Annotated in this window: 18 protein-coding genes; 2 read left to right on the forward strand and 16 right to left on the reverse strand. The window is 60.5% G+C overall.

What is annotated here, in order from left to right; all coding sequences use genetic code 11:
- Positions 1-132 precede the first annotated feature (132 nt).
- From ACP5E6_RS01245 to ACP5E6_RS01265, 5 genes are all read right to left on the reverse strand, one after another.
- Positions 133-1,329 carry a sugar ABC transporter permease gene (locus ACP5E6_RS01245; RefSeq protein WP_427950588.1) on the reverse strand — a complete coding sequence of 399 codons (1,197 nt, stop codon included), beginning with the start codon at positions 1,327-1,329 and terminating at the stop codon, positions 133-135.
- Positions 1,326-2,135, reverse strand: a complete 810-nt coding sequence (locus ACP5E6_RS01250; RefSeq protein WP_427950591.1) for an ATP-binding cassette domain-containing protein — start codon at positions 2,133-2,135, stop codon at positions 1,326-1,328. Before ACP5E6_RS01250 ends, ACP5E6_RS01245 begins: the two co-directional genes overlap by 4 nt.
- A gap of 65 nt (positions 2,136-2,200) precedes the next feature.
- Positions 2,201-3,310 (reverse strand): sugar ABC transporter substrate-binding protein, encoded by a 1,110-nt coding sequence (locus ACP5E6_RS01255; protein ID WP_427950594.1) that lies wholly within the window; start codon positions 3,308-3,310, stop codon positions 2,201-2,203.
- A 140-nt stretch (positions 3,311-3,450) separates the two neighbouring features.
- On the reverse strand, positions 3,451-3,690 hold the full coding sequence (locus ACP5E6_RS01260) for a hypothetical protein (protein WP_427950597.1): 240 nt from the start codon (positions 3,688-3,690) through the stop codon (positions 3,451-3,453).
- Between the two features lie 170 nt (positions 3,691-3,860).
- Positions 3,861-5,723 carry an ABCB family ABC transporter ATP-binding protein/permease gene (locus ACP5E6_RS01265; protein ID WP_427950600.1) on the reverse strand — a complete coding sequence of 621 codons (1,863 nt, stop codon included), beginning with the start codon at positions 5,721-5,723 and terminating at the stop codon, positions 3,861-3,863.
- Between the two features lie 34 nt (positions 5,724-5,757).
- Between ACP5E6_RS01265 and ACP5E6_RS01270 the strand changes: the two genes are divergently transcribed.
- Positions 5,758-6,609, forward strand: coding sequence for an NUDIX domain-containing protein (locus ACP5E6_RS01270; RefSeq protein ID WP_427950603.1), 852 nt, complete (start codon positions 5,758-5,760; stop codon positions 6,607-6,609).
- On the opposite strand, the gene ACP5E6_RS01275 is transcribed toward ACP5E6_RS01270, so the two are convergent.
- From ACP5E6_RS01275 to bamA, 10 genes are all read right to left on the reverse strand, one after another.
- On the reverse strand, positions 6,610-6,957 hold the full coding sequence (locus ACP5E6_RS01275) for a high-potential iron-sulfur protein (RefSeq protein ID WP_427950605.1): 348 nt from the start codon (positions 6,955-6,957) through the stop codon (positions 6,610-6,612). It lies immediately after the preceding gene.
- Entirely contained in the window at positions 6,914-8,671 is a 1,758-nt protein-coding gene (locus ACP5E6_RS01280) for a c-type cytochrome (RefSeq protein ID WP_427950608.1), read from the reverse strand. Before ACP5E6_RS01280 ends, ACP5E6_RS01275 begins: the two co-directional genes overlap by 44 nt.
- A gap of 230 nt (positions 8,672-8,901) precedes the next feature.
- Positions 8,902-10,179 (reverse strand): sulfotransferase family protein, encoded by a 1,278-nt coding sequence (locus ACP5E6_RS01285; RefSeq protein ID WP_427950611.1) that lies wholly within the window; start codon positions 10,177-10,179, stop codon positions 8,902-8,904.
- Between the two features lies 1 nt (position 10,180).
- Positions 10,181-10,576, reverse strand: coding sequence for a lactoylglutathione lyase (gene gloA, locus ACP5E6_RS01290; protein WP_427950614.1), 396 nt, complete (start codon positions 10,574-10,576; stop codon positions 10,181-10,183).
- A gap of 41 nt (positions 10,577-10,617) precedes the next feature.
- Positions 10,618-11,433, reverse strand: a complete 816-nt coding sequence (locus tag ACP5E6_RS01295; RefSeq protein ID WP_427950617.1) for an LpxI family protein — start codon at positions 11,431-11,433, stop codon at positions 10,618-10,620.
- 238 nt (positions 11,434-11,671) lie between these two features.
- Positions 11,672-12,478: an acyl-ACP--UDP-N-acetylglucosamine O-acyltransferase gene (gene lpxA, locus ACP5E6_RS01300; RefSeq protein WP_427950620.1), complete on the reverse strand. Its 807-nt coding sequence runs from the start codon at positions 12,476-12,478 to the stop codon at positions 11,672-11,674.
- Positions 12,475-12,972 carry a 3-hydroxyacyl-ACP dehydratase FabZ gene (gene fabZ / locus ACP5E6_RS01305; protein WP_427950623.1) on the reverse strand — a complete coding sequence of 166 codons (498 nt, stop codon included), beginning with the start codon at positions 12,970-12,972 and terminating at the stop codon, positions 12,475-12,477. Before fabZ ends, lpxA begins: the two co-directional genes overlap by 4 nt.
- A gap of 19 nt (positions 12,973-12,991) precedes the next feature.
- Positions 12,992-14,077 carry a UDP-3-O-(3-hydroxymyristoyl)glucosamine N-acyltransferase gene (lpxD, locus tag ACP5E6_RS01310; protein WP_427950625.1) on the reverse strand — a complete coding sequence of 362 codons (1,086 nt, stop codon included), beginning with the start codon at positions 14,075-14,077 and terminating at the stop codon, positions 12,992-12,994.
- Positions 14,078-14,086: 9 nt separating this feature from the next.
- Positions 14,087-14,872 carry an OmpH family outer membrane protein gene (locus tag ACP5E6_RS01315; RefSeq protein ID WP_427950628.1) on the reverse strand — a complete coding sequence of 262 codons (786 nt, stop codon included), beginning with the start codon at positions 14,870-14,872 and terminating at the stop codon, positions 14,087-14,089.
- A 4-nt stretch (positions 14,873-14,876) separates the two neighbouring features.
- Positions 14,877-17,201 (reverse strand): outer membrane protein assembly factor BamA, encoded by a 2,325-nt coding sequence (bamA, locus tag ACP5E6_RS01320; protein ID WP_427950795.1) that lies wholly within the window; start codon positions 17,199-17,201, stop codon positions 14,877-14,879.
- 598 nt (positions 17,202-17,799) lie between these two features.
- Here bamA and ACP5E6_RS01325 point away from each other — a divergent pair.
- Entirely contained in the window at positions 17,800-18,600 is an 801-nt protein-coding gene (locus ACP5E6_RS01325) for an alpha/beta fold hydrolase (protein ID WP_427950630.1), read from the forward strand.
- Between the two features lie 37 nt (positions 18,601-18,637).
- On the opposite strand, the gene ACP5E6_RS01330 is transcribed toward ACP5E6_RS01325, so the two are convergent.
- Complete coding sequence (locus ACP5E6_RS01330) at positions 18,638-19,609, reverse strand: peptidase M14 (RefSeq protein ID WP_427950633.1); 972 nt, start codon at positions 19,607-19,609, stop codon at positions 18,638-18,640.
- Between the last annotated feature and the right edge of the window lie 62 nt (positions 19,610-19,671).

Here is a 19,671-nt window from a genome sequence, read left to right on the forward strand (position 1 = left end):
AAACCCAGACGCCTGAAATAATGACGCGCTTATCAAAGCTCAGACCCTTAGCTTATTCTCCCCCGGAACCTGTCCAACCTACCGGCACCATCGCAGTCTGTGCGCGGATTTACGATTTCCGATTTTACCGGGTCAGGCGCGACCGGAGCGCATCCGTTTCATGCGTAGCATTGTATCGATTGTGATTGCGGCGAGCAGTATTGCGCCTTCAACGATGAAGCGAATGGAGGAGGCGGCTCCGAGCAGGTTCATGCCGTTACTGACGCTTTCGATCACAAGCGCACCGAACAACGCGCCGTAGACGCTGCCGCGGCCACCGAACAGAGATGTGCCGCCGATGACTGCCGCAGCTACGGCGTTCAGCATGATGTCGCCGTTGCCAACTGATGCCGATGCCACGCCGAGGCGAGCGGCGTCGAGGTAGCCAGCTAGTCCGACAAGAAAGCCGGCGATCACGAAGACAGCGAGTTGGATACCTTTAACGGAGATGCCGGCGCGTCGGGCGGCTTCGGCGTTTCCGCCAACGGCGTAGAGGTGGCGGCCGAAGCGCGTTGATTTGGTCGCGAAAGCGGAGGCGAACAGAGCGATTAGAAAGATCATCAGCAGGAACGGCACGCCGCGATAGGCGTTCAGCATGAACACAGCACCGAACAGTATGAGTCCGATGCCGATCAATCGCATCACGGCGGCGTAGCCGCCTTCATGTCCGCCGGCGGCACGCTTGCGAATGCTGTTGAGTGTGAGTGCTGCGTAAATGCCAAACAGTGCGATGCTGGCGACCCAACTCCAGAGAGGGTCAAGGTTAAGTGTGCCGATTGCCGTGGTCAGATTATCAGCTAGCGGTACTGAGCCGCCATGGGGGGTAAGGATTCCAAGTGTGATACCTTCGGCCACCATGGCGCCGCCGAGCGTAACTACGAAACTTGGCACGCCGATGCGCGACACCAGCATACCCTGGAGAAACCCGATGCCGGTTGCGCATGCGACGCCGAGTGCCAGCCCTGCCGCCACCGGCAGGTGGAAGAAGACCGTACTAAGCGAGAAGATCGCGGCTGCGAGGACTGAATTCCAGCCGATCGACAGATCGATCATGCCGAGCAGAATGATGTAGATTTCGGCCAGTGCCAATGTTCCGGTGACGACGATCTGTGCGGCGAGGTTGGACAGATTGCGAGGGGTGAGGAAGTTCGCGTTGAGCACTTCGAACACGATCCATATCAAGATAAGTGCCGCGATCACCGGCAGCATGCCGAGGTCAGCCGCGTTTGTCACACCGGAAAGCCAGCGTTTGAAGGGTGATTCGGGGGCCGTCTGCGTTACTGTGCTCATGCGACGGCTCCTGCGGCAGTCTCGGCGTGGATCGACAACGTGCCGGTGATGGCGCCAACCACCTGTTCGGGCGTCAGATCCGAGCGTCGTGCCTCCATTACTGTGGCGCCGAGGCGAAGCACGGCGATGTTATCAGCGACTTGGAAGACATTCTGCATGTTGTGGGTAATAAGGATAACGCCATAGCCTTGGCCGGCGAGATCGCGCACCAGGCGGAGCACTTCGGCGGTTTGCGCGACGCCGAGTGCGGCGGTCGGTTCATCCATGATGACCAGTTTGGAATTCCACAGCACGGCACGCGCGATGGCGACGGCTTGGCGTTGACCGCCTGATAGGGAGGCGACCGGGGTGTCAAGTGCTGGAAGGTTGATTCGCAGGGTTTTCAGTACTTTGCGAGCTTCATCTTCCATGTCGACGTCGCGCAGCACATGCGGGCCAAACGGCGTTGGCGAGGTGACGAGTTCGCGGCCGAGGTAGAGATTGGCGCAGATGCCAAGATTGTCACACAGAGCGAGGTCTTGATACACGGTCTGAATGCCGAGTGCGTTGGCTTCGGAGGGGTGGTGGATAGTCACGGCCTTTCCATCGAGTAAGATCTCGCCTTCGTCGATCGGAGCGACGCCTGCGATTGCCTTGATGGTGGTCGATTTACCGGCGCCGTTGTCGCCGAGAAGGGCGGTAACTTCGCCACGCTTGACGGTGAAATTAACGTCACGCAGCGCAACGACAGCGCCGTAGCGCTTCTGCAAGCCGCGCACCGCAAGCAGGGGCGCGTTCGAGCCATTGGTGGCAGATGCCGCACTCATATCGATCCCTCCCGAACGAACGTGGCGGACGCGTTATGACGTCCGCCACGTCGCTTGTGGCCGATTTACTGGCCGTTGGCTTTGCAGATCTTGCCGTCAGCCGCGGGGCCGACGCAGATCGCCTTCCAAGTAGTATAACCTGATTTGATCACGGTGCCAGCAAGATTCGCTTTGGTCACGACCACGGGTGTCAGAAGCACCGAGGGGACGTTGATCATTTTGTTGTTGGTCTTGCCATTGATCAATCCGGCGGGCACCTTGCTGTGGGTGGCCACGGCGACTGCGAGTTGTGCTGCCGCGCCGGCTTCGTCAGGTACGTATTTGAACACGGTCATCGACTGAAGGCCTTCGAGGATGAAGGTAAGGCCGCCGTTAGTCGCGTCCTGCCCGGTCACCGGGACTTTGCCGGCCAGACCGACCGCCTGCAATGCGCGGATTGCGCCGGAGGCAGTGCCGTCGTTAGCGGCGAGGACGGCATTGACCTTGTTGTGCAGCCGGGTCAGTGCTTGCTGGCTTTCCTCGAATGCGTTCTGCGGGCTCCAATCCGGTGTCATAACGGTGTAGGCGAGGTGCAGTTTGCCTGATTTGAACAGTGGGCCGAGCACCTCCATCGCGCCCCTGCGGAAATCGAAGGCGTTCGGGTCGGTCGGTGCGCCGTTGATCATCATCACCTGGCCACCGGGCTTGGTGTGGGCGGCGATATAATGACCCTGAAGCTGGCCGACCTTCACATTGTCGAACGACACGTAGTAATCGGGCTTCGAATCTTGGATCAGCCGGTCGTAGGAGATCACTTTGACGTGGTTACGCCCGGCGTAGTTGACGATCGCGGCACCCGCCTTGCCATCGACCGGATCCACCACCAAAACGTCTGCGCCGTTGGAAATGGCTGATTCAGCCTGGTTGAGCTGAGTGTCGGGGCTCGAGTTTGCGTTGCTGACGATCAGCTTGGCATTGGGATCGGCCGCCTTGGCCATTTTGATGAACCATGGACGATCGACCTGCTCGTAGCGTGGCGATGAATTCTCCGGCAGGAGGAATGCGATCGTGGTTTTTTTCGTGCTGATCTTGATCGGTTTGGGCTGACTGATCGCCTGCGCGTGAGCTGCTTGGACGCCAAACGCGGCAGTGGCAAGCGCGGACACAGCTAGAATGGTTCGGAACGCGATTTTCATGGTGTTTCCCCTTGGTTGACATCGAGGCGTGCGCCGCTTCCGCGATGCACCAAATTAATTTGACCCTTGTAGTAAATCGGTCGTTATCGTCAATCCGGATTGGTTGTCAAGCGATAAGGTAGGGTAACCAGGGAGCACGGTTACTGGCGTGTTTCGTCTACTTCGTGCAGTTCGCCCGATTCCACGCTCGTGATGGCTTGGCGCAGGATGCGGAGGATCGCCTCGTCCGGCAGCGAGGCGCTCAGCACATTGAGCGCGCCGCCGAGCAGGGCGGACGCGACAGCTATCGGCGGGAGCTTCTGCTCGATCATGTGCTTGACCAGACGGTCGATCATCGATCCGGCTTGCATGATTTGCTCCTCGGTCGCGAATTCATCCATCTGCGTCACGGCGGTTTCTCCTGTTGTCAGGGTGGTGGGGAATGACCTGAGGATCGATGGGTACGGCTTCAAGCCGCATAGTTGCTTCGAGCGATCTCACGCTGCAAGGGTGGTTTTGTGCGGCGTCACGCCGCGGTCGTTTGTTGCTACATGTCGTAGTGTGGGAGGTCTCAATGTGCGCCGTGGGGAGAGAATTCGCGTGCGGGAAGGCTTGTTGCCAGCGATACCTCAACCTGTTCGGCTTCGGACATCTCGGACTGTGCGGCCCACATTGCAGCATAGACGCCATCGGCCATGAGCAGGGCGGGATGGGTGCCGCGCTCCACGATCACACCGTCACGCAGGACCAGGATTTCATCGGCATCGATCACGGTAGACAGCCGGTGCGCGATCACTAACGTAGTGCGGTCGCGTGCAACCTGACGCAGCGCGGCGCCGATTTCTTGTTCGGTCGCGGTATCGAGCGCGCTGGTCGCTTCGTCGAGGATCAAGATGCGCGGGTTTTTCAGCATTGTCCGTGCGATGGCGACGCGCTGTTTCTCGCCGCCCGATAGCTTCAGCCCGCGTTCGCCGACGCGCGTTTCATAGCCCTGCGGCAGCGACATCACGAAATCATGGATCTGGGCGAATTTCGCGGCCTGCTCCACCTCGGCTTGGGTGGCGCCGGGCCGACCATAGGCGATGTTGTAGCGAATGGAATCGTTGAACAGAACGGTATCCTGCGGTACCACACCGATCGCGGCTCGCAGTGATTGCTGAGCGAGATCGCGAACATCGATGCCATCGACCAGCACTTCACCCTCGCTGACATCGTAGAAGCGGAAAAGCAGGCGCGAGATGGTCGATTTGCCCGACCCGGTCGGGCCAACCAGCGCGATCTTCTGTCCTGGCTCGGCCCGGAAAGAGACGCCGTGGAGGATTTCGCGGTCCTGGTTGTAGCCGAAGCGAACGTCACGGAACTCGACCGCGATCGCCTCACCCTGGGGGGCAATGGTCTTCGCGTCGGCCCGGTCGGTAATTTCCTGCGGGGTGCGGAGTAGGGAGAACATCTGTTCCATGTCGATCAGCCCCTGCTTGACCTCGCGATACACGACGCCAAGAAAATTCAGCGGCTGGTACAGCTGGATCAGATAGGTGTTGACCAGAACGAACTGACCGATGTTGAGCTTGCCGGCGACGATACCCCTCGCGGCCATCAGCATCATTACGGCGAGGCCGGTGGCGATAATGATCGCCTGACCGAGGTTCAGGGCGTTGAGCGAGACTTGGGATTTAACGGCGGCCGCTTCATAGGCTGCGAGGCTCTCGTCGAACCGGCGGGCCTCGTGCTGCTCGTTGCCGAAATACTTCACCGTCTCGAAATTTAGCAGACTATCGATCGCCTTGGTCTGGGCGGCGTTGTCGGTCTCGTTCATTTGGCGGCGGAACTTGATCCGCCACGCGGTAAAGGAAAAGGTGAACGCCATATAGCCGCCGACGGCCGCCAGAGTCACCGCGGCGTAGCGCCAATCGAACAGAGTCCAGAGAATCCCCATGGTGAGGAACAGCTCAAACAGGGTGGGGATTACGTTGAACGTGGTGAGGCGGAGGACGTTCTGGATGCCAGTAGTGCCTCGCAGGATCACCCGCGACAGGCCTCCGGTCTGGCGGTCGAGGTGATAACGCATCGAAAGCGAGTGAAGATGCTCGAATGTCTCCCGCCCGACCGAGCGTGCGGCGCGCTGCTGCACCGCGGCGAATAAAGCGTCACGTAATTCGTTGAAGCCAGCGGCGCCCATCCGTACCAGGCCATACGCCACGATCAGCGCCGCCGGGACGACTAGTGGGCCATTTTTCGGTGAAAGCGCGTTAACCGCGTGGGAGTAGATGATCGGTACGATCACGGTGGCGACCTTGGCGAGGATCAATGCCGCCGCCGCGAGAACGACGCGCACCCGCAGACTCCACTCGCCTTTGGGCCATAGATAGGGCATCAGGGATTTCACTGTGGTCCAGGAGCTATCGCTCTTGGCAATTTCGACTGTTCGGGCCATCACGTTGACATGGCATGGCACGGCGGGATTGCAAATGGGTGAACATAACGATCAGCTATCTGTTGCGGCATGTCTCGACATCATCGCGGGCTGCCGCAATGCGGTGCTGCCGGGCGATCGACTAACGCTCGCGATCGGCGGCGCCCCGGTCGGCTATGTCAGACCCGCCCTCGGGGCGGCGCTGGGGGGGTTCGCAACACGGACCGAAAACGGGTTGGTGATCGATCCGCGCGACGCCGTGCATTTTAACGAGGTCGCTCATGCGCTGGCACCCCAGTTCGGCTATCGTATTCGGGGTGAGGATTTCGACGTGCGCAGCCGCGTTGAGGGACCGGTGCTCGCCATCCTCGATCGTGGTGCCCTGCCGGCGTTCGGCGTGATCGGCCTCGGGGTTCACATGAACGGCTATTGCCGCCGCCGGGACGGGATTTACCTCTGGATCGCACGGCGTAGCGCAAGCAAGAAGCTTGACCCGGGCACCTATGACAATCTGGTGGGCGGCGGTATCTCGGCCGGCATGACGCCGTTTGAAACCCTGGTCAAGGAAGCCGCCGAGGAGGCCGCGATGCCGGCGACGATCATCGCTGAGGCACGGGAGGTTTCGCGCATCGCCTATTCGATGGAGCGATCAGAGGGTCTGCGTCGGGATGTTTTAGTGTGCTACGATCTCGAGGTTCCCGATGATTTCGAGCCTCAGCCGGTGGATGGCGAGGTGGAGAGTTTTCAGCTCGTGCCACTGGCCGCGGTTCCCGCGCTAGTCGCCCGGAAGGGGGCGGTGAAATTCAACGTCAATTTGGTTCTGATCGATTTTCTGCTACGCCACCACGCAATCGCCGACCCCGATGGGGTGATCAAGAGCGCGCTCGCCGCCTTTCACGCAGGGTGATCAGCCGCGCCTCATCCAGGCTTGGCACCAGCCCGCGGCACTGATCGGCCCCGCGACCAGGTGGCAATGGCTCACTGTGCTGCCCGGACCAGGTAGCTTGAACCAAACGCAAGCACCACACACTTGACCATTCCACGGAATGTCGCGATAGCCGACCGCGGCTTTTGACAGGGACGGAACCATCCCACTAAGGGATGTGGAGCGGGCGGCCGCCTCTGTAGTGGCGGCAAAGGCCGCGACCGCGACGTGTCCGCCGCCACTGATGAGGGTTCGCCGCCGGATTGGATGGGTCATGCCGGTCTCCTCAGTAATTTGCGGTTGTGAGAGCGATGTGTTCGTCGAGCACATGGCCACCGCCGAGACTGCCGGTGAGGTCGAGTCCGATCACGCGGTTGCTTCGGATCACCTGATTTACGTGTAACGAAACGGGCGTCACCTTGCCATTGATCGTGGCGCGACCGATGAATGCGTTGCCCTGGTCGGCGCAGGCACCGCCGAGCAGCACCGGATTGATGCCGTATTCGGAGGAGAAATCGGCGGTCATCCGGCAGTCAGTCCGGTTGCCGTTGACCCAGACCCTTCCAGCGATGTCGTTGAACACGCGGGTCTTGCCGTCGTCGGTCATGCTGGCGGTCGTGCTGCCAGTGTTGAGATCGACCTCCATCGTCGCAACTGGGCGCAACGCGGCCACTATGTTCGCTGTTGCATCCGCAGTACCGCGATTGCCCCAGGCGGTGCGGATATAGTTTGCAATTGCGGCGATCTGGGAATCACTTAGCGTGGCGCCGAACATCGGCATCGCAGTCTGGTTTTTGTGCCAGGGCTCGAAACCATTGAGCATCATCGCAATCGCATCGTCGGGCGGGCCGTTCCAGACCGCCTGATTGAGCGCGAGATTAGGAATATTGCCGGGGACGCCCGCGCCGGATTTGAGATGGCAGCGGGCGCATTCATCATTGTAGAGCGTCTTGCCCGCCACGATCGAACCGGATCCAACCGCCGGGGGTATATGACTTCGCAACGGCCTGACCGTGCGCAGATAATCGACGATGTCCTGCACGTCCCGCCGCGGCATCCGACTCAGACTGTCATCAACAACAGTCTTCATCTTGCCGAACGGCGCGCCTTGTTTCATGTCTCCATCGTCATGCAAATAGGTGAGAATTGCCTTATCGCTCCAGGCACCTAGCCCGTCAGCCCGGGAGTCGGTGATGTTCGGCGCGTACCATGACTGATCGGTGATATGCCCGCCCGCCAGATAGCGGGCATGGATCGTGGCCATCGCGATGTTGCGAGGCGTATGGCATGCATCGCAATGCTCTAGCGCCTGCACCAGATAGGCACCGTGACGGACGTTCTGATCCCATCCTTTGTGGTAACGCATCGGATGCGGGTGGAAAAACAGCATGCGCCACGCCAGCATTCCCGCCCGCAGGTCGGTTGGGAAAAACATCGTGTCGGGCCGATTTTCGATCCTTACCGGAGCCAGACTGTCAAGATAGGCCTTGATCGCCATCACATCGGAGTAGGATAGCTTTGAGTAGGCAGTGTAGGGCATCACCGGATATTCGTATTTCGGGAACACCACCAGCGAGCGGCCGGGATCGATGCCGTCATGCACGGCGTCGTAGAACTGCCGGTCGGTCCACGTGCCGATGCCGTCGCGTCGACTCGGCGTGATATTGGTCGAGAACACCGTTCCGAACGGTGTGCCGACGGCGCGGCCACCCGCGAATTCAGGCTCGCCCGCGACGCTGTGGCAGGGCATGCAATCGCCGGCGACAGTAAGAAACATCCCTCGCCGCACCAGCGCCGCCTGTTTCGGATTGGAGGGTAGGTGCGCCGGCGCGGCGATGGTCCAGCCGGCTGATCCGGGACGCGGGGTGGCGGCGATCGTGGTATCGACCGCAGGCCAGCGCGTCACTCCACCCAAAGACGCGGGATGGGCGGCATCGGCACCATCAGCTAGGCCGATTCCGAGTGCGCCGAGACCACCCGCGATCAACACTGCTATTGAAATAAGCAGTATTTTCATTAATTTCTTGTCATTTAATTCGGACATGGATCACCTCATGATCCTACAAAAGCGGGTCCGCGTGATTTTCAACCGCGCGTACCCGATCACATCCGAAAAGACAGTGATCATGACTGAATCGTGATCACAAAACAGTCGCTCTGCTTCGACAAAGAACACGCGTCGACCTGATCGGCGAGGATTTCGCTTATCTGACCGAGCGCGGATGCGGCTCTAAATGGAGGCTAATCCCTGATTCAAGGATTTCGTCTCAGATCCTAAGCGGGGAGACCGCTGTTAGGTGAACGCGGCTTGATCCCGAAATAATCCATGTAAGGCGCGAAATCCGGGCGTAGACGTTCGGGGTTGATACCGAAGTCGGACAATTGGTACCGATTGCGTCCATAGCCGCCCTGGGGCGCGGCGGCGAGATGAGTCCGCATGCCCGCCTCGGCAACCGATGAGAGGGTTTCACCGAAATGATGATAGATGCGGTGCACCGCAGTGATCGGATCGCCGGTGAGTTCCTCATATTGCATGTTGAGTAACCGGTGAGGCGGCACGGTGCCGCTGCGATCGAATTCAACCAGAAGTCGCGCGCCCTCGATCCAGCGTTCGGTCACTTGCCGACCGATTTCCGCCGCGTCGATATCGCGCAGGAACGGTTTTCGCAGCACCTCGGTCATATGAGCGACAGAGGCGAAGACATGGACGGGATCACGGTGCACCACGACGAAACGAGCATCAGGATAGGTCGCTAGAATGCCTGGGATCGAAAAAGTGTGATCTGGACATTTCAGCGCCCAGAATTTGGCACCGACTCCATGCTGCAAAGCCTGAAGATAGCGTTTGTGGAAGGCAAACGCCGCGGCGTGGCCGAAATCGTCGAGCCATTTCGTATAGGACGGTACGCGGAACGTCGTATCGAATCGCAGTGATTGAAAAACATGCGCCGTGATTTCACTACATTCCTGCGGACTATCAGCATCGATCGGGTGGATCGCGGGAAAATCCGGTGCCATTCCGGCAAAAATGGCCAGTTGCCGATCGGTCTTGCGGGCGGCGAGGCTGCGCGTCTTGTCAAAATCACGCGGACGGACAGCCGGATATAGGGTTTGCCATACGCGCGGCACCAGCACATCTGGATCGTAGCCGAGCAGACTGTGCAGGAAACTAGTGCCCGAACGGGGAAGCCCCATGATGAAGAGCGGTGCCGTGACCGGCGCCACGCCGATAGCGGGTGTCTGCTCGTGCATCCGCTCAATCATCGCGGCGTTGCGGGCAAGACGCGTCAGATCGTAGCGCACCGACACCCGACCAAATAATGACAGACGAGTTTCGCACGCCATTGAACTGGTCAGTCGCGCCAAACCTTCCCGGGCTGAACCAGTAAGCGTGACACCGGCCGAGCGCTCGATCGCCGCCGCATCCACGGCCGGCCAGCGGCGCGGCACGACTGCTTCGACGGCGCCAAAACCGACGGACAACGCCCGGAACGACAAGCTCTTCCGCCGTCCCGGTTCGGGAATCGGCGGCACCGGCGGCAATGCGGTCATGTCAGTGTCGCTCGATCAACTCGATCTTGTAACCGTTCGGATCCTCGACAAAGGCGATCACCGTGGTGCCGAATTTCACCGGACCGGGTTCGCGCACAATTTTGGCTCCTGCGGCGCGCAGCTTTTCAACCGTCGCCTTGATGTCGGACACGCCGAGCGCCAAGTGCCCAAAGGCGGCGCCCTGATCATAATGATCAATACCGTAATTGTAGGTCAGTTCGAGCACTGTGTGATCACGCTCGCCCCCATACCCCACGAAGGCCAGCGTGTATTTGCCATCTGGCACGTCGGTCCGGCGCAACTCCCTCATGCCCAGCAATTTGGTGTAGAAGTTGATGCTCTCCTCCAGATCGTTCACCCGGATCATGGTGTGCAGATATTGAAATTCGCCGCTCATTCTGGTTTCCTTTTCCAACGATTAAGGCCAAACTTTCAGATCTATGCGGGGTCAATTCCGAGCAGGAATAAACCCGCCATATCGGCTGACGCAACCATCGCCGCACGCTCGATCAAGATGGCTCCCAGCGCTTCGAATGCGACACCGCGTAACCCAGCCTCGCGCGCGTGCTCGACCGTATCCGGCCCCAGGGTGGGTAGATCCGCCCTTCGATCCTGCCCCGGCTTCACCAACTTGACCAGTACTCCGCCCGGCCCCGGCCGCGCTAAGCTCGCCGCACGGCGCATCATCGCATCTGTACCTTCGACCGCCTCGACGGCCAGAACAATGCCCTGCTGCACCACGCAGGCCTGACCGACATCCGCCACCCCCAACGCCCGCAATACCTCAGCACCGCGCGTAATATCAGACAGCGCCGCCGCATCCGGTCCAACCCGCGTGAGCAACCCCCTCGGCGCCAGAACCTCCGCCATCACCTCATGGGCGCCGAGCACCTGAAACCCCTCCTCGCCCAGAACCCGCACGATCGCGGCCAGAAACCCGTCATCCCCCGCAAACGCCGCCCGCCCGACCCTGGCGAGCATCCGCGCCCCCACCGCATCCGGTCGCAAATCCAGCAACGACGGCCGCTTCACCGGTCCCGCCAACACCAGATCCACACACCCCGCCCGCCGCAACGCCGCCACCGCCGCCCCCACCGCGCCCAACCGCACTACCTCATGCGGAAACGCACCAATCACTCCCGCATCCGCATACCCCTCCAACGCCACCACAAACACCCCACGCCCCGCCGCCCGCGCGGCAAGCGCGACCTGACCCGGCAACGGACCACCGCCGGCAATGATGCCGAGGGTCATGGGAGTGCGGTGGACGAGGAAGAAGGCGAGGGGCTCTGCCCCTCGACCCCGCCAAAGGCGGAGCCTTTGGAATCCACTAGTTTCAGGCGGGAGGAGGGCTGTCCAGGCCAGATCGATGGAACCACCGAGGCAGCGCCCTCCTCCCGCCTGAAACTAAAGGGTTCTAAGGGCTGAGCCCTTAGCGGGGGTCCAGGGGGCAGCGCCCCTTGGCCTTTCTGTCTCACCCGCCGCACCCCCGTCACCCCTCGGTATCGTCGGCGGCGGTGGTTGTGGTGCGGATCAGGCCGCGTTTGCCGGGGTGGGCGGCGAAGGCGAGGATTTCGGTGGTGTAGGGGTCGTGGGTTTGGGCCTGCAGGGTGGTGAGGCGGTCGTGGAACGGGTGGGTGCAGTCGCGGAACAGGGCGTTGAAGGTGGCGCGCATGTGGTGGATGGTGGCGTGATCGATATTGCGGCGGCGCAGGCCGATGATGTTGAGCCCAGCGAGGCGGGCGCGGTTGCCGATGATCATGCCGAAGGGGATCACGTCCGCTTCCACGCCGGACATGCCGCCGATCATGGCACCCCGGCCGATGCGGACGAACTGGTGGACGGCGGCAGCGCCTCCGATGATGGCCCCGTCGCCGATTTCGACGTGGCCGCCCATGACGACGTTATTGACGATGATGACGCCGTTGCCGATCTGGCAGTCGTGAGCGACGTGACCGGCGGTCATAATTAGGCAGTCGTCGCCGACGCGGGTGATGCCGCCGCCGGGTTTGGTGCCGCGGTTGATCGTGGCGTGTTCGCGGATGGTGCAGCGCGCGCCGATGATGGTTTCGGTATCTTCGCCCCGGTATTTCAGGTCCTGGGGTGCCATGCCGATGGTGGCGAAGGGGAACACTTTTGTGCCGGCGCCGATCGTGGTGTGACCGTCAATGATGACGTGGGAGACGAGATCGACCCCGTCGTCAAGGACGGCGCTGGGGCCGACCGAGCAGAACGGGCCGATATGGACCCGAGCGCCGAGTTGCGCGCTTGGGTCGACGACCGCTGTGGGGTGGATCATCGTTCGCCCGCTTTTTGGTCCATGATCATGGCGGCGTAGGTGGCCTCGGCGACGGCGACGCCGTCGACCCGGGCGATCGCATGGAATTTCCAAACATTGCCGCGGTTACGTTCCTTAACGACATGGATGCGCAAGCAGTCGCCGGGCACCACGGGGCGGCGGAATTTCGCGCCTTCGACCGACATGAAATAGACGACTTTTCCGGCTTCTTCGGGGCCGAGGGTTTCGACCACGAGGACAGCGGCGGTCTGGGCCATGCTCTCGATGATCAACACGCCAGGCATCACCGGATGGCCGGGGAAGTGGCCGGCGAAGAAGTTTTCGTTGACCGAGACATTCTTGACACCGACGGCGGAGACGTTCTCGATCAGCTCGACCACGCGGTCGATCAGGAGGAACGGGTAGCGATGCGGGATCGCGTGCATGATCCCCGCGATCTCGATGGTGCGACCGGTCGCGGCCGACGCGCTGCTGTCTGATTTGGTGCCGTCCATCGGGGTTCCTGTGATTGGCTTAGTCGCCGGGGTTCTGATCCGACTTCGGCTCAGAATGCCGCATTCTGTCGCGCCGCGCAAAGCGGCGAATCGCGGCGACTTCACGGAAGAACGATTTTGCTGGTTGTGCAGGACTGCCGAGCATCTCGGCACCGGCCGGGATATCGGCCATGACGCCGGCTTGTGGCCCAATGCGTGCCCCTTTGCCGATGATCAGATGGCCGGAGAATCCGGCTTGGCCAGCGACTACGACGAAATCCTCAAGGATCGTCGAACCGGAAATGCCGACCTGAGCGACGAGGATGCAAGAGCGACCGATTTTAACGTTGTGGGCAATCTGCACCTGATTATCGATCCTTGTGCCGGCGCCGATGATGGTGTCCTGCGCGGAGCCGCGGTCGACCGTGGTGTTGGCACCGATATCGACGTCGTCATGGATTAGAACACGCCCAAGTTGTGTCACGCTGACGAAGCCGGTGGACGATGGCGCAAAGCCAAAACCATCCTGGCCGATCCGCACACCGGGATGCAAGGTAACCCGAGCGCCGATGATGGCATAACCCACCGAAACATGGCCGGCGATGCGGCAATCGGCGCCTATGATAACGCCGGCGCCGATGATACTGTGCGGACCGACCACGCTGCGTGGACCGATTTTGGCACACGGCCCGATGACAGTGTAAGGGCCGATTTCAGCCGTCGGGTCGATGTTGGCCGTCGCATCGATGATGGCGGTGGGGTGGGTACCAGGGTCGGCTGGTGGCAGCGGGTGAAACAACCCGCCGACCTTGGCCCAGGCAAGATAGGGTTGGGCGACCGGTAGAGCGATGCTGTGCGGATTGAGTCGATCCGCGAGATCGGGAAGCAAAATGACGGCGCCGGCCCGGGTTTCGGCCAGCATGCCGAGATACTTGCGATTGTCGAGAAAGCTGACTTCATCCGGCCCAGCACTTTGCAGTGGCGCGATGCCACGAAACCGACGGCCGGGGCTGATTGCCGGCACCGGGGCGTCGATCGTGGCAGCGATATCCGCCAAGGTGAACGGGCCGGCGCGTCGGAAAAACCGCGGGTCGCCCGGCAGGCCGGCGCCGGCCGTCTCAGTCATGGTCCAGCCTTATTTTTGGGTCGGTGCGCCAGCCATCTTCGGCACGACGGCAGGCGGCACGGCAACGGAGGGCAGAATTTTATTCAGGTGCTCCGCCACTTCCTTGGAAATATCAAATCCATTGACATTCAGCGCCACCTGCGAGCGATGGAGCACAAGGTTCATGCCGTGAGCCTGAGCGACTTGGCGGATGACGGCAATCAGGGTGGCTTCAATTTTACCGAGCGCCGCGCGGGCGGACACTTCAATGGCGAGGTTGCGATTATGGAAATCAACCTGGGCCTCTTCGATTTCCCGCTGCAACGCTTGTTCCTTAGTCGCTAGAGCGGCTTTGGGGAGCTTTGCCTTTTCGCTAGTGATCACTTTCTGCTCAGCTTCCCATTTCTGCTGGTCGGCCTGGGCTGCGGCGGCGAGTTTCTGGCGGCGAGCTTCGATAATTTTCTCGACACCCTGGGCTGCGGTGGATTGCTGCATCACTTCTGGCACTGAGAGCACACCCATCACGGCGGCAGGCGGTGCATTTTCCTTAGGAAGAGCCGGAAGTTGCGGGATTGGCGGGAGTTTTTGCGGCGGTATGGCTTCGGTACCGGGTTGACCGCCACCTTGCGGCATACCTTGCTGCTGCTGGATCGGTACTTCGGTCGCACGTGGCGGTGCCGGATGGCTAGTTGCCGATGCTTTCGGGTGCGGGATGAAATACCCTGGCCCGCTGCCACTCTGGGCATGGCCAATGCCAAGCCCCAGAACGATCGCAGGCAGGACCAAACCAAAGCGAAGCGAAGAAACTCGTGTCACGTGATTAGAACCTCGTACCGAATGAAACGCGGAATTGCTCGATCTGATCGTATTTATACTTTTTGATCGGCTGTGCGAACGACAGATCGATTAGGCCGAACGGAGTATTCCAGGCGACGCCGACGCCGGCGGAAATCCGGGGTGCGGGATTGTCATACAATCCCAGTTTGGTGCCGTTCACCGTGATTGCGCTGACCCCGGACAGACTGCCAATGTCAGTGAACGCAAACCCCGACACACCGAGGTCAGGTGAAACGGGCAGCGGGAAATGCAGCACGGTATCCTGAGTCCAGATGAACTTGCCGCCCAGGCTGTCACCATACAGCGTATCATGCGGCCCAGCACCACCAGTCTGAAAGCCGAGCAGGCTATCGCCACCCAGGAAGAAGCGATCGGCGATCAGCGAGTGATACCCTTCGATATCGACGAGGTCGCCGACATGGCCATCAAATTCCAACACCCAGGCCTTGCTGCCAAAATACCGCTCAAGTGGGATGTAATACGCGCCGCGCGCCTGCAAGCGGATATATTTGGCCGTGCCGCCGAGGCCGGCCAAATCTGTGGAAAGGCTCAGCAGGCCACCCGATGTAGGGTCTAGTCGATCGTTGCGATAATCGAAGGTCAGGCTGGTGCCGAGTTGCGACAAACTCGAAGAACCAGCTTCGTTGAGAATGTAGAGGCTTGCACCGGTCGCGATATTATAGATGTCGCGGGTACTGATCGTGTAGGTGAAGGCTTGGCTAACGTGCTGATTGTAGCGAAACCCGAGTCTGATATCGCCGCCGATCGAGCGTTCACTGAACACGTAGGAAGTCGTGTTAGCCGTGTCCGTTCGGAACAGGTCAAACCCGGCAATTAGGTTGCGCCCAAGGAAATATGGGTTGGTGACGCCGAGGTTGAACTGCGTACCCTTTTGCGCGAGCAGCGCGCTGATCGACGCATTGATCCCGGTGCCTACGAAGTTGTTCTCGCTGACGCCGACGTTGACCAGCGCCCCCAGATCGGTCGAGTACCCGCCACCGAGCGAGAATTGGCCGTTCGCCTGTTCGGCAAGCGCCACATCGAGATTAACCTCATCGGGCTGATCGGTCGGGACCGGCTTAATGGAAATATCCTTTTTCTTGAAAAACCCAAGATTTTCAAGGTTATCCTTGGATTCCTTGACCGCTTCTTCGTTGTAGGCATCACCAGGCGCCAACTCGATTTCGCGCCGAATCACACTGTCTTCGGTGTAGGTATTACCACTGATCGAAACGTTTTTAACGTAGACCCGCGGCCCTTCAATCACCCGGAAAGTCAGCGCAATGGTGTGTGTCTTTTTATTCTCCTTCACATCCGGCTCGACTTGCGCGAACGCATAGCCCTTATTCTGCACGTAATCTGAAATCGCCTTATCTGTAGTCTGCAGCGCGTCACCGTCGAAAATATCGCCTTTTTCGATCGGAACCAGCGAGCGCAAATCCTTGCCCGGCAGATTGTGCAACGCTGATACTACTGCGACTGAGCCGATCCGATAGCGTGGACCCTCGTCGATCACGAAGGTCAGATAGAACGACTTGCGATCCGGCGCCAACTGGGCGGTCGCACTGGTGATTTTAAAATCGGCGTAGCCGTGGTGATAATAAAACCGGCTGAGCAACGACTCATCGTACTTGACCCTCTCCGAATCATACTGATCGGAGTCGGAGAGAAACCGATACCATGCATCCTGGCGCGACGAGATAACTTCGCGCAACTTGGATTGGCTATAATGGTGGTTGCCGATGAAATTGATCCGACTGATCAGGGTTTCCGAACCGTCGTGGCAGTTGAACACCACATTGACCCGGTTTTCTGGCAGTTTAACAATTTCGGGCACTACGGTCGCGCTGTAGTGGCCGCGCTTGGCGTAGAGAGCAAGAATCGCCTTGGTCGCACTTGCGGCCTCGCCCGGCGTGAATACCGATCCGGGCTTCAGCGCGATCGCGGCCCGCATGTCCTTGTCCTTGACCACGGAATTGCCCTGAAAAAATACCTGATTGACGATCGGGTTTTCCTTGACCTTGACCATCAGATCATCGCCCTGACGGGTTATCGACACTGTCTTGAACAGTCCAGTCGCGTAGAGCGTTTTCAGGCTTAGACCCATCCGCCGTGCGCTGAACTCATCGCCAGGCCGCAACAGGATATAGGAGCGGATCGTGCTCGCATCGATCCGCTGATTGCCCGATACCTCGACCGCGGCAATCCGGGTACCAGCTTGTACCCGCGCCGCAGCCGGGGGTGTCGCCGCAACGGCGGATTGTGTGGCGGGCGCCAGAAAACTTGGCACCAGACACGCCGACGTCATCAAAGCCAACCGCAGTCGCCGCAAGGATACTCTCCTAAACGAACCCAGATCATGGAACCCGAACGCGGGGGTAACCCCCACGTCGCACCGAGATGCGGCCTAGCCGCTACCGCCACGAACCGCAAGGGCATTGCTCGGCGGCAACGGCACAAAGTTGGACTTGCCGCTGGGCACCGCGCAAGCGCGGACAGGCACGTTTAGCGCACACCCCCGATTCACCCATGATTTGTGGCGCCCGTTGCGAACGGTTGCCCCAAATGACACCACGCGATCGGCGCTGGCACAGCCCGAGGCAAACACGCTGTCGACCCTCGGCGCGATCATCGCGCTTCGCCGCCCCCATGAGCGCGTCGATCAGTCGACTGCCACGGTGACATAATGATACCAGCCAACGCACGTAGCCGCTTCCCTGCTGGCGGGAAAGCCGATATCCAACCTGTGCGTTAGCCGGTTTCCAGCAGTAGTTGGTGATCCCACCGGACTGATCGGCGACGCACCATCCCGGACGCATCGTCGGGCGTTCGGTCAATCGTTCAACCAGAGGTGCTGCATGATATCAACTATGATAGAACATCGGCCTGGCAAGGTTCATCGGGTGATGGGGTCGGGCGGCGTCGGTCTGCACGTGCGCGAATGGGGACCGGAGCATGCGCAACCGATCCTGTTCATCCATGGCTGGTCGGCGTGCTATTTGTCGTGGCATAATCAGTTTGATAGCGCGTTGCGCGAGCGGTTCCGCATCGTGTGTTTAGACCTGCGCGGCCATGGTTTTTCTGACAAGCCGATCGACCCCGAGATGTACCAGACCGGTGCGCACTGGGCCGACGACATTGCAGCGGTGATGATCGCGCTCAGTCTGAGGAAGCCGCTTCTGGTGGGCTGGAGTTATGGTGGATTCGTGATTTCGGACTATCTGGTGCGACACGGCACCAAGAATGTCGGTGCCGTCAATTTCGTCGGGGCGGCGGTGATTTCATCCAATCCACCCCGCCACATCGGCACGCAATTTATAGATGGCGCCTTAATGGCGGCCAGCGACGACCCGGCGATCATGATTGAAGGTGTGCGTCATGTGGTGCACGCGACCACCCACAAACCGCTGCCGGCGGCTGACATCGAACGCGCGATGGTGGTGCTCGGACTGACGCCACCGGCGGTGCGGGCATTCCTGTTGATGCGGACGCTGGATTTTACCGAGACGCTGAAAAAACTCGACCGACCTTGCCTGGTCACGCAGGGGCATGATGATGGCATCGTACTGCCGTCGATGGCCGATCACATCATCGCTCATGTTCCGCACGGACGCGCTTCGGGTTACGCGAATTGTGGCCATGCACCACATCAGGAGCACCCTGGCCGCTTCAATGAGGAAGTCGCTGCTCTTGCTGCTGCGATATGACCGATCGCCCCGCGCTTCCCCTCGCATTGTCAACACGTCAGCAGAATCGGGCGAGGCGCACAGCGGTATGACCCCGGCCGGTGCGATGGCTGGGCATCACCAGTAGGCAATCATCATGCGGGGTGCGGATCTCGGCGGAGCCATCATGCGCCAGCAAGGTGTGGCGTGACGGGATCACCTCACCGCCACGAAACGGCCGCACGAAGGCGAAGCGTCCTGTGGTGGCGGTGACCACCCGCGTCACTTCCGCGAAACGGGGTGGTGGGAGCCGCGCTGTTGTCGGCGCAATCATGCCGGCATGGACCAGCAGCGCCTCGATCGTCGCACTCATCTGGGTCACGGTCGGTGCCTCCCAGTGCTGCCCCGCCTCGACCAGGATCGAAGCGGCGTCGCCCTGTTCGGCGGTGAACCGCGGATAATCGATTAACCGCCGTCCGCCGACATGGCCGCTATCGGCCACCACTAGCCCTGGTGTGCCGAGGCGAAGTGCCAGCGCCTTGCCTCGTGCGCCCTGACCGCACAACACCAACGGATCGGACGGCCACAGCATCGAATGCAGATCAAGCACCCAATCGGCGCTGTCGATTACGGCACGCAACGCCCGCGCCCGCGCCAGCTCGCGGGAATCGCGCGGACCCTCGAGTGTGGCGACGTCCCATACCCGGTTCATGTCTTCATCGAGGAAACGCGAGGCGATCGGGTTTTCAGGGTCGAATTTCGCATAGGCCTCAAGATTGGCGAAACCGAGTGTCAACCTGCCGCGAGCAGGTCGGATACCGGCGCGCAGCAGCGCATCGATCGCGATGGCACCAGCGATCTCGTTACCGTGGATCAGCCCGATGATCAGCACATGCGGACCCGACCGTGTCGCGGCGAAACTCGTGAAACCGGGTACGCCGGTGTTGCCGTCCAACCAAGGCGTCAGATCCGGTGGTTGCAGTGCAACGTCAAAATGAGGCAGATCGTTGACATCGGACATTTGCGGTGCGGGCGCCATCGCGTCCATCATGACGTGTCGCCATCGCGCCGGCTCGAACGATCGGACAAAGGTTTTTCCCGCACCATGGTAGT

This window comes from Acidiphilium sp. (assembly GCF_049977125.1).
Lineage (GTDB): Bacteria > Pseudomonadota > Alphaproteobacteria > Acetobacterales > Acetobacteraceae > Acidiphilium.

Coding starts and splice junctions, on each gene's coding strand:
- ACP5E6_RS01325 (WP_427950630.1), top strand. CDS start 17,800: ATGGGGTCGGGCGGCGTCGGTCTGCACGTGCGCGAATGGGGACCGGAG.
- ACP5E6_RS01275 (WP_427950605.1), bottom strand. CDS start 6,957: ATGTGCTCGACGAACACATCGCTCTCACAACCGCAAATTACTGAGGAG.
- lpxD (WP_427950625.1), bottom strand. CDS start 14,077: ATGACTGAGACGGCCGGCGCCGGCCTGCCGGGCGACCCGCGGTTTTTC.
- ACP5E6_RS01270 (WP_427950603.1), top strand. CDS start 5,758: ATGGGTGAACATAACGATCAGCTATCTGTTGCGGCATGTCTCGACATC.
- ACP5E6_RS01285 (WP_427950611.1), bottom strand. CDS start 10,179: ATGACCGCATTGCCGCCGGTGCCGCCGATTCCCGAACCGGGACGGCGG.
- lpxA (WP_427950620.1), bottom strand. CDS start 12,478: ATGATCCACCCCACAGCGGTCGTCGACCCAAGCGCGCAACTCGGCGCT.
- gloA (WP_427950614.1), bottom strand. CDS start 10,576: ATGAGCGGCGAATTTCAATATCTGCACACCATGATCCGGGTGAACGAT.
- fabZ (WP_427950623.1), bottom strand. CDS start 12,972: ATGGACGGCACCAAATCAGACAGCAGCGCGTCGGCCGCGACCGGTCGC.
- ACP5E6_RS01255 (WP_427950594.1), bottom strand. CDS start 3,310: ATGAAAATCGCGTTCCGAACCATTCTAGCTGTGTCCGCGCTTGCCACT.
- ACP5E6_RS01280 (WP_427950608.1), bottom strand. CDS start 8,671: ATGTCCGAATTAAATGACAAGAAATTAATGAAAATACTGCTTATTTCA.
- ACP5E6_RS01250 (WP_427950591.1), bottom strand. CDS start 2,135: ATGAGTGCGGCATCTGCCACCAATGGCTCGAACGCGCCCCTGCTTGCG.
- ACP5E6_RS01245 (WP_427950588.1), bottom strand. CDS start 1,329: ATGAGCACAGTAACGCAGACGGCCCCCGAATCACCCTTCAAACGCTGG.
- ACP5E6_RS01260 (WP_427950597.1), bottom strand. CDS start 3,690: ATGGATGAATTCGCGACCGAGGAGCAAATCATGCAAGCCGGATCGATG.
- ACP5E6_RS01295 (WP_427950617.1), bottom strand. CDS start 11,433: ATGACCCTCGGCATCATTGCCGGCGGTGGTCCGTTGCCGGGTCAGGTC.
- ACP5E6_RS01330 (WP_427950633.1), bottom strand. CDS start 19,609: ATGATGGACGCGATGGCGCCCGCACCGCAAATGTCCGATGTCAACGAT.
- ACP5E6_RS01265 (WP_427950600.1), bottom strand. CDS start 5,723: ATGGCCCGAACAGTCGAAATTGCCAAGAGCGATAGCTCCTGGACCACA.
- bamA (WP_427950795.1), bottom strand. CDS start 17,201: ATGACGTCGGCGTGTCTGGTGCCAAGTTTTCTGGCGCCCGCCACACAA.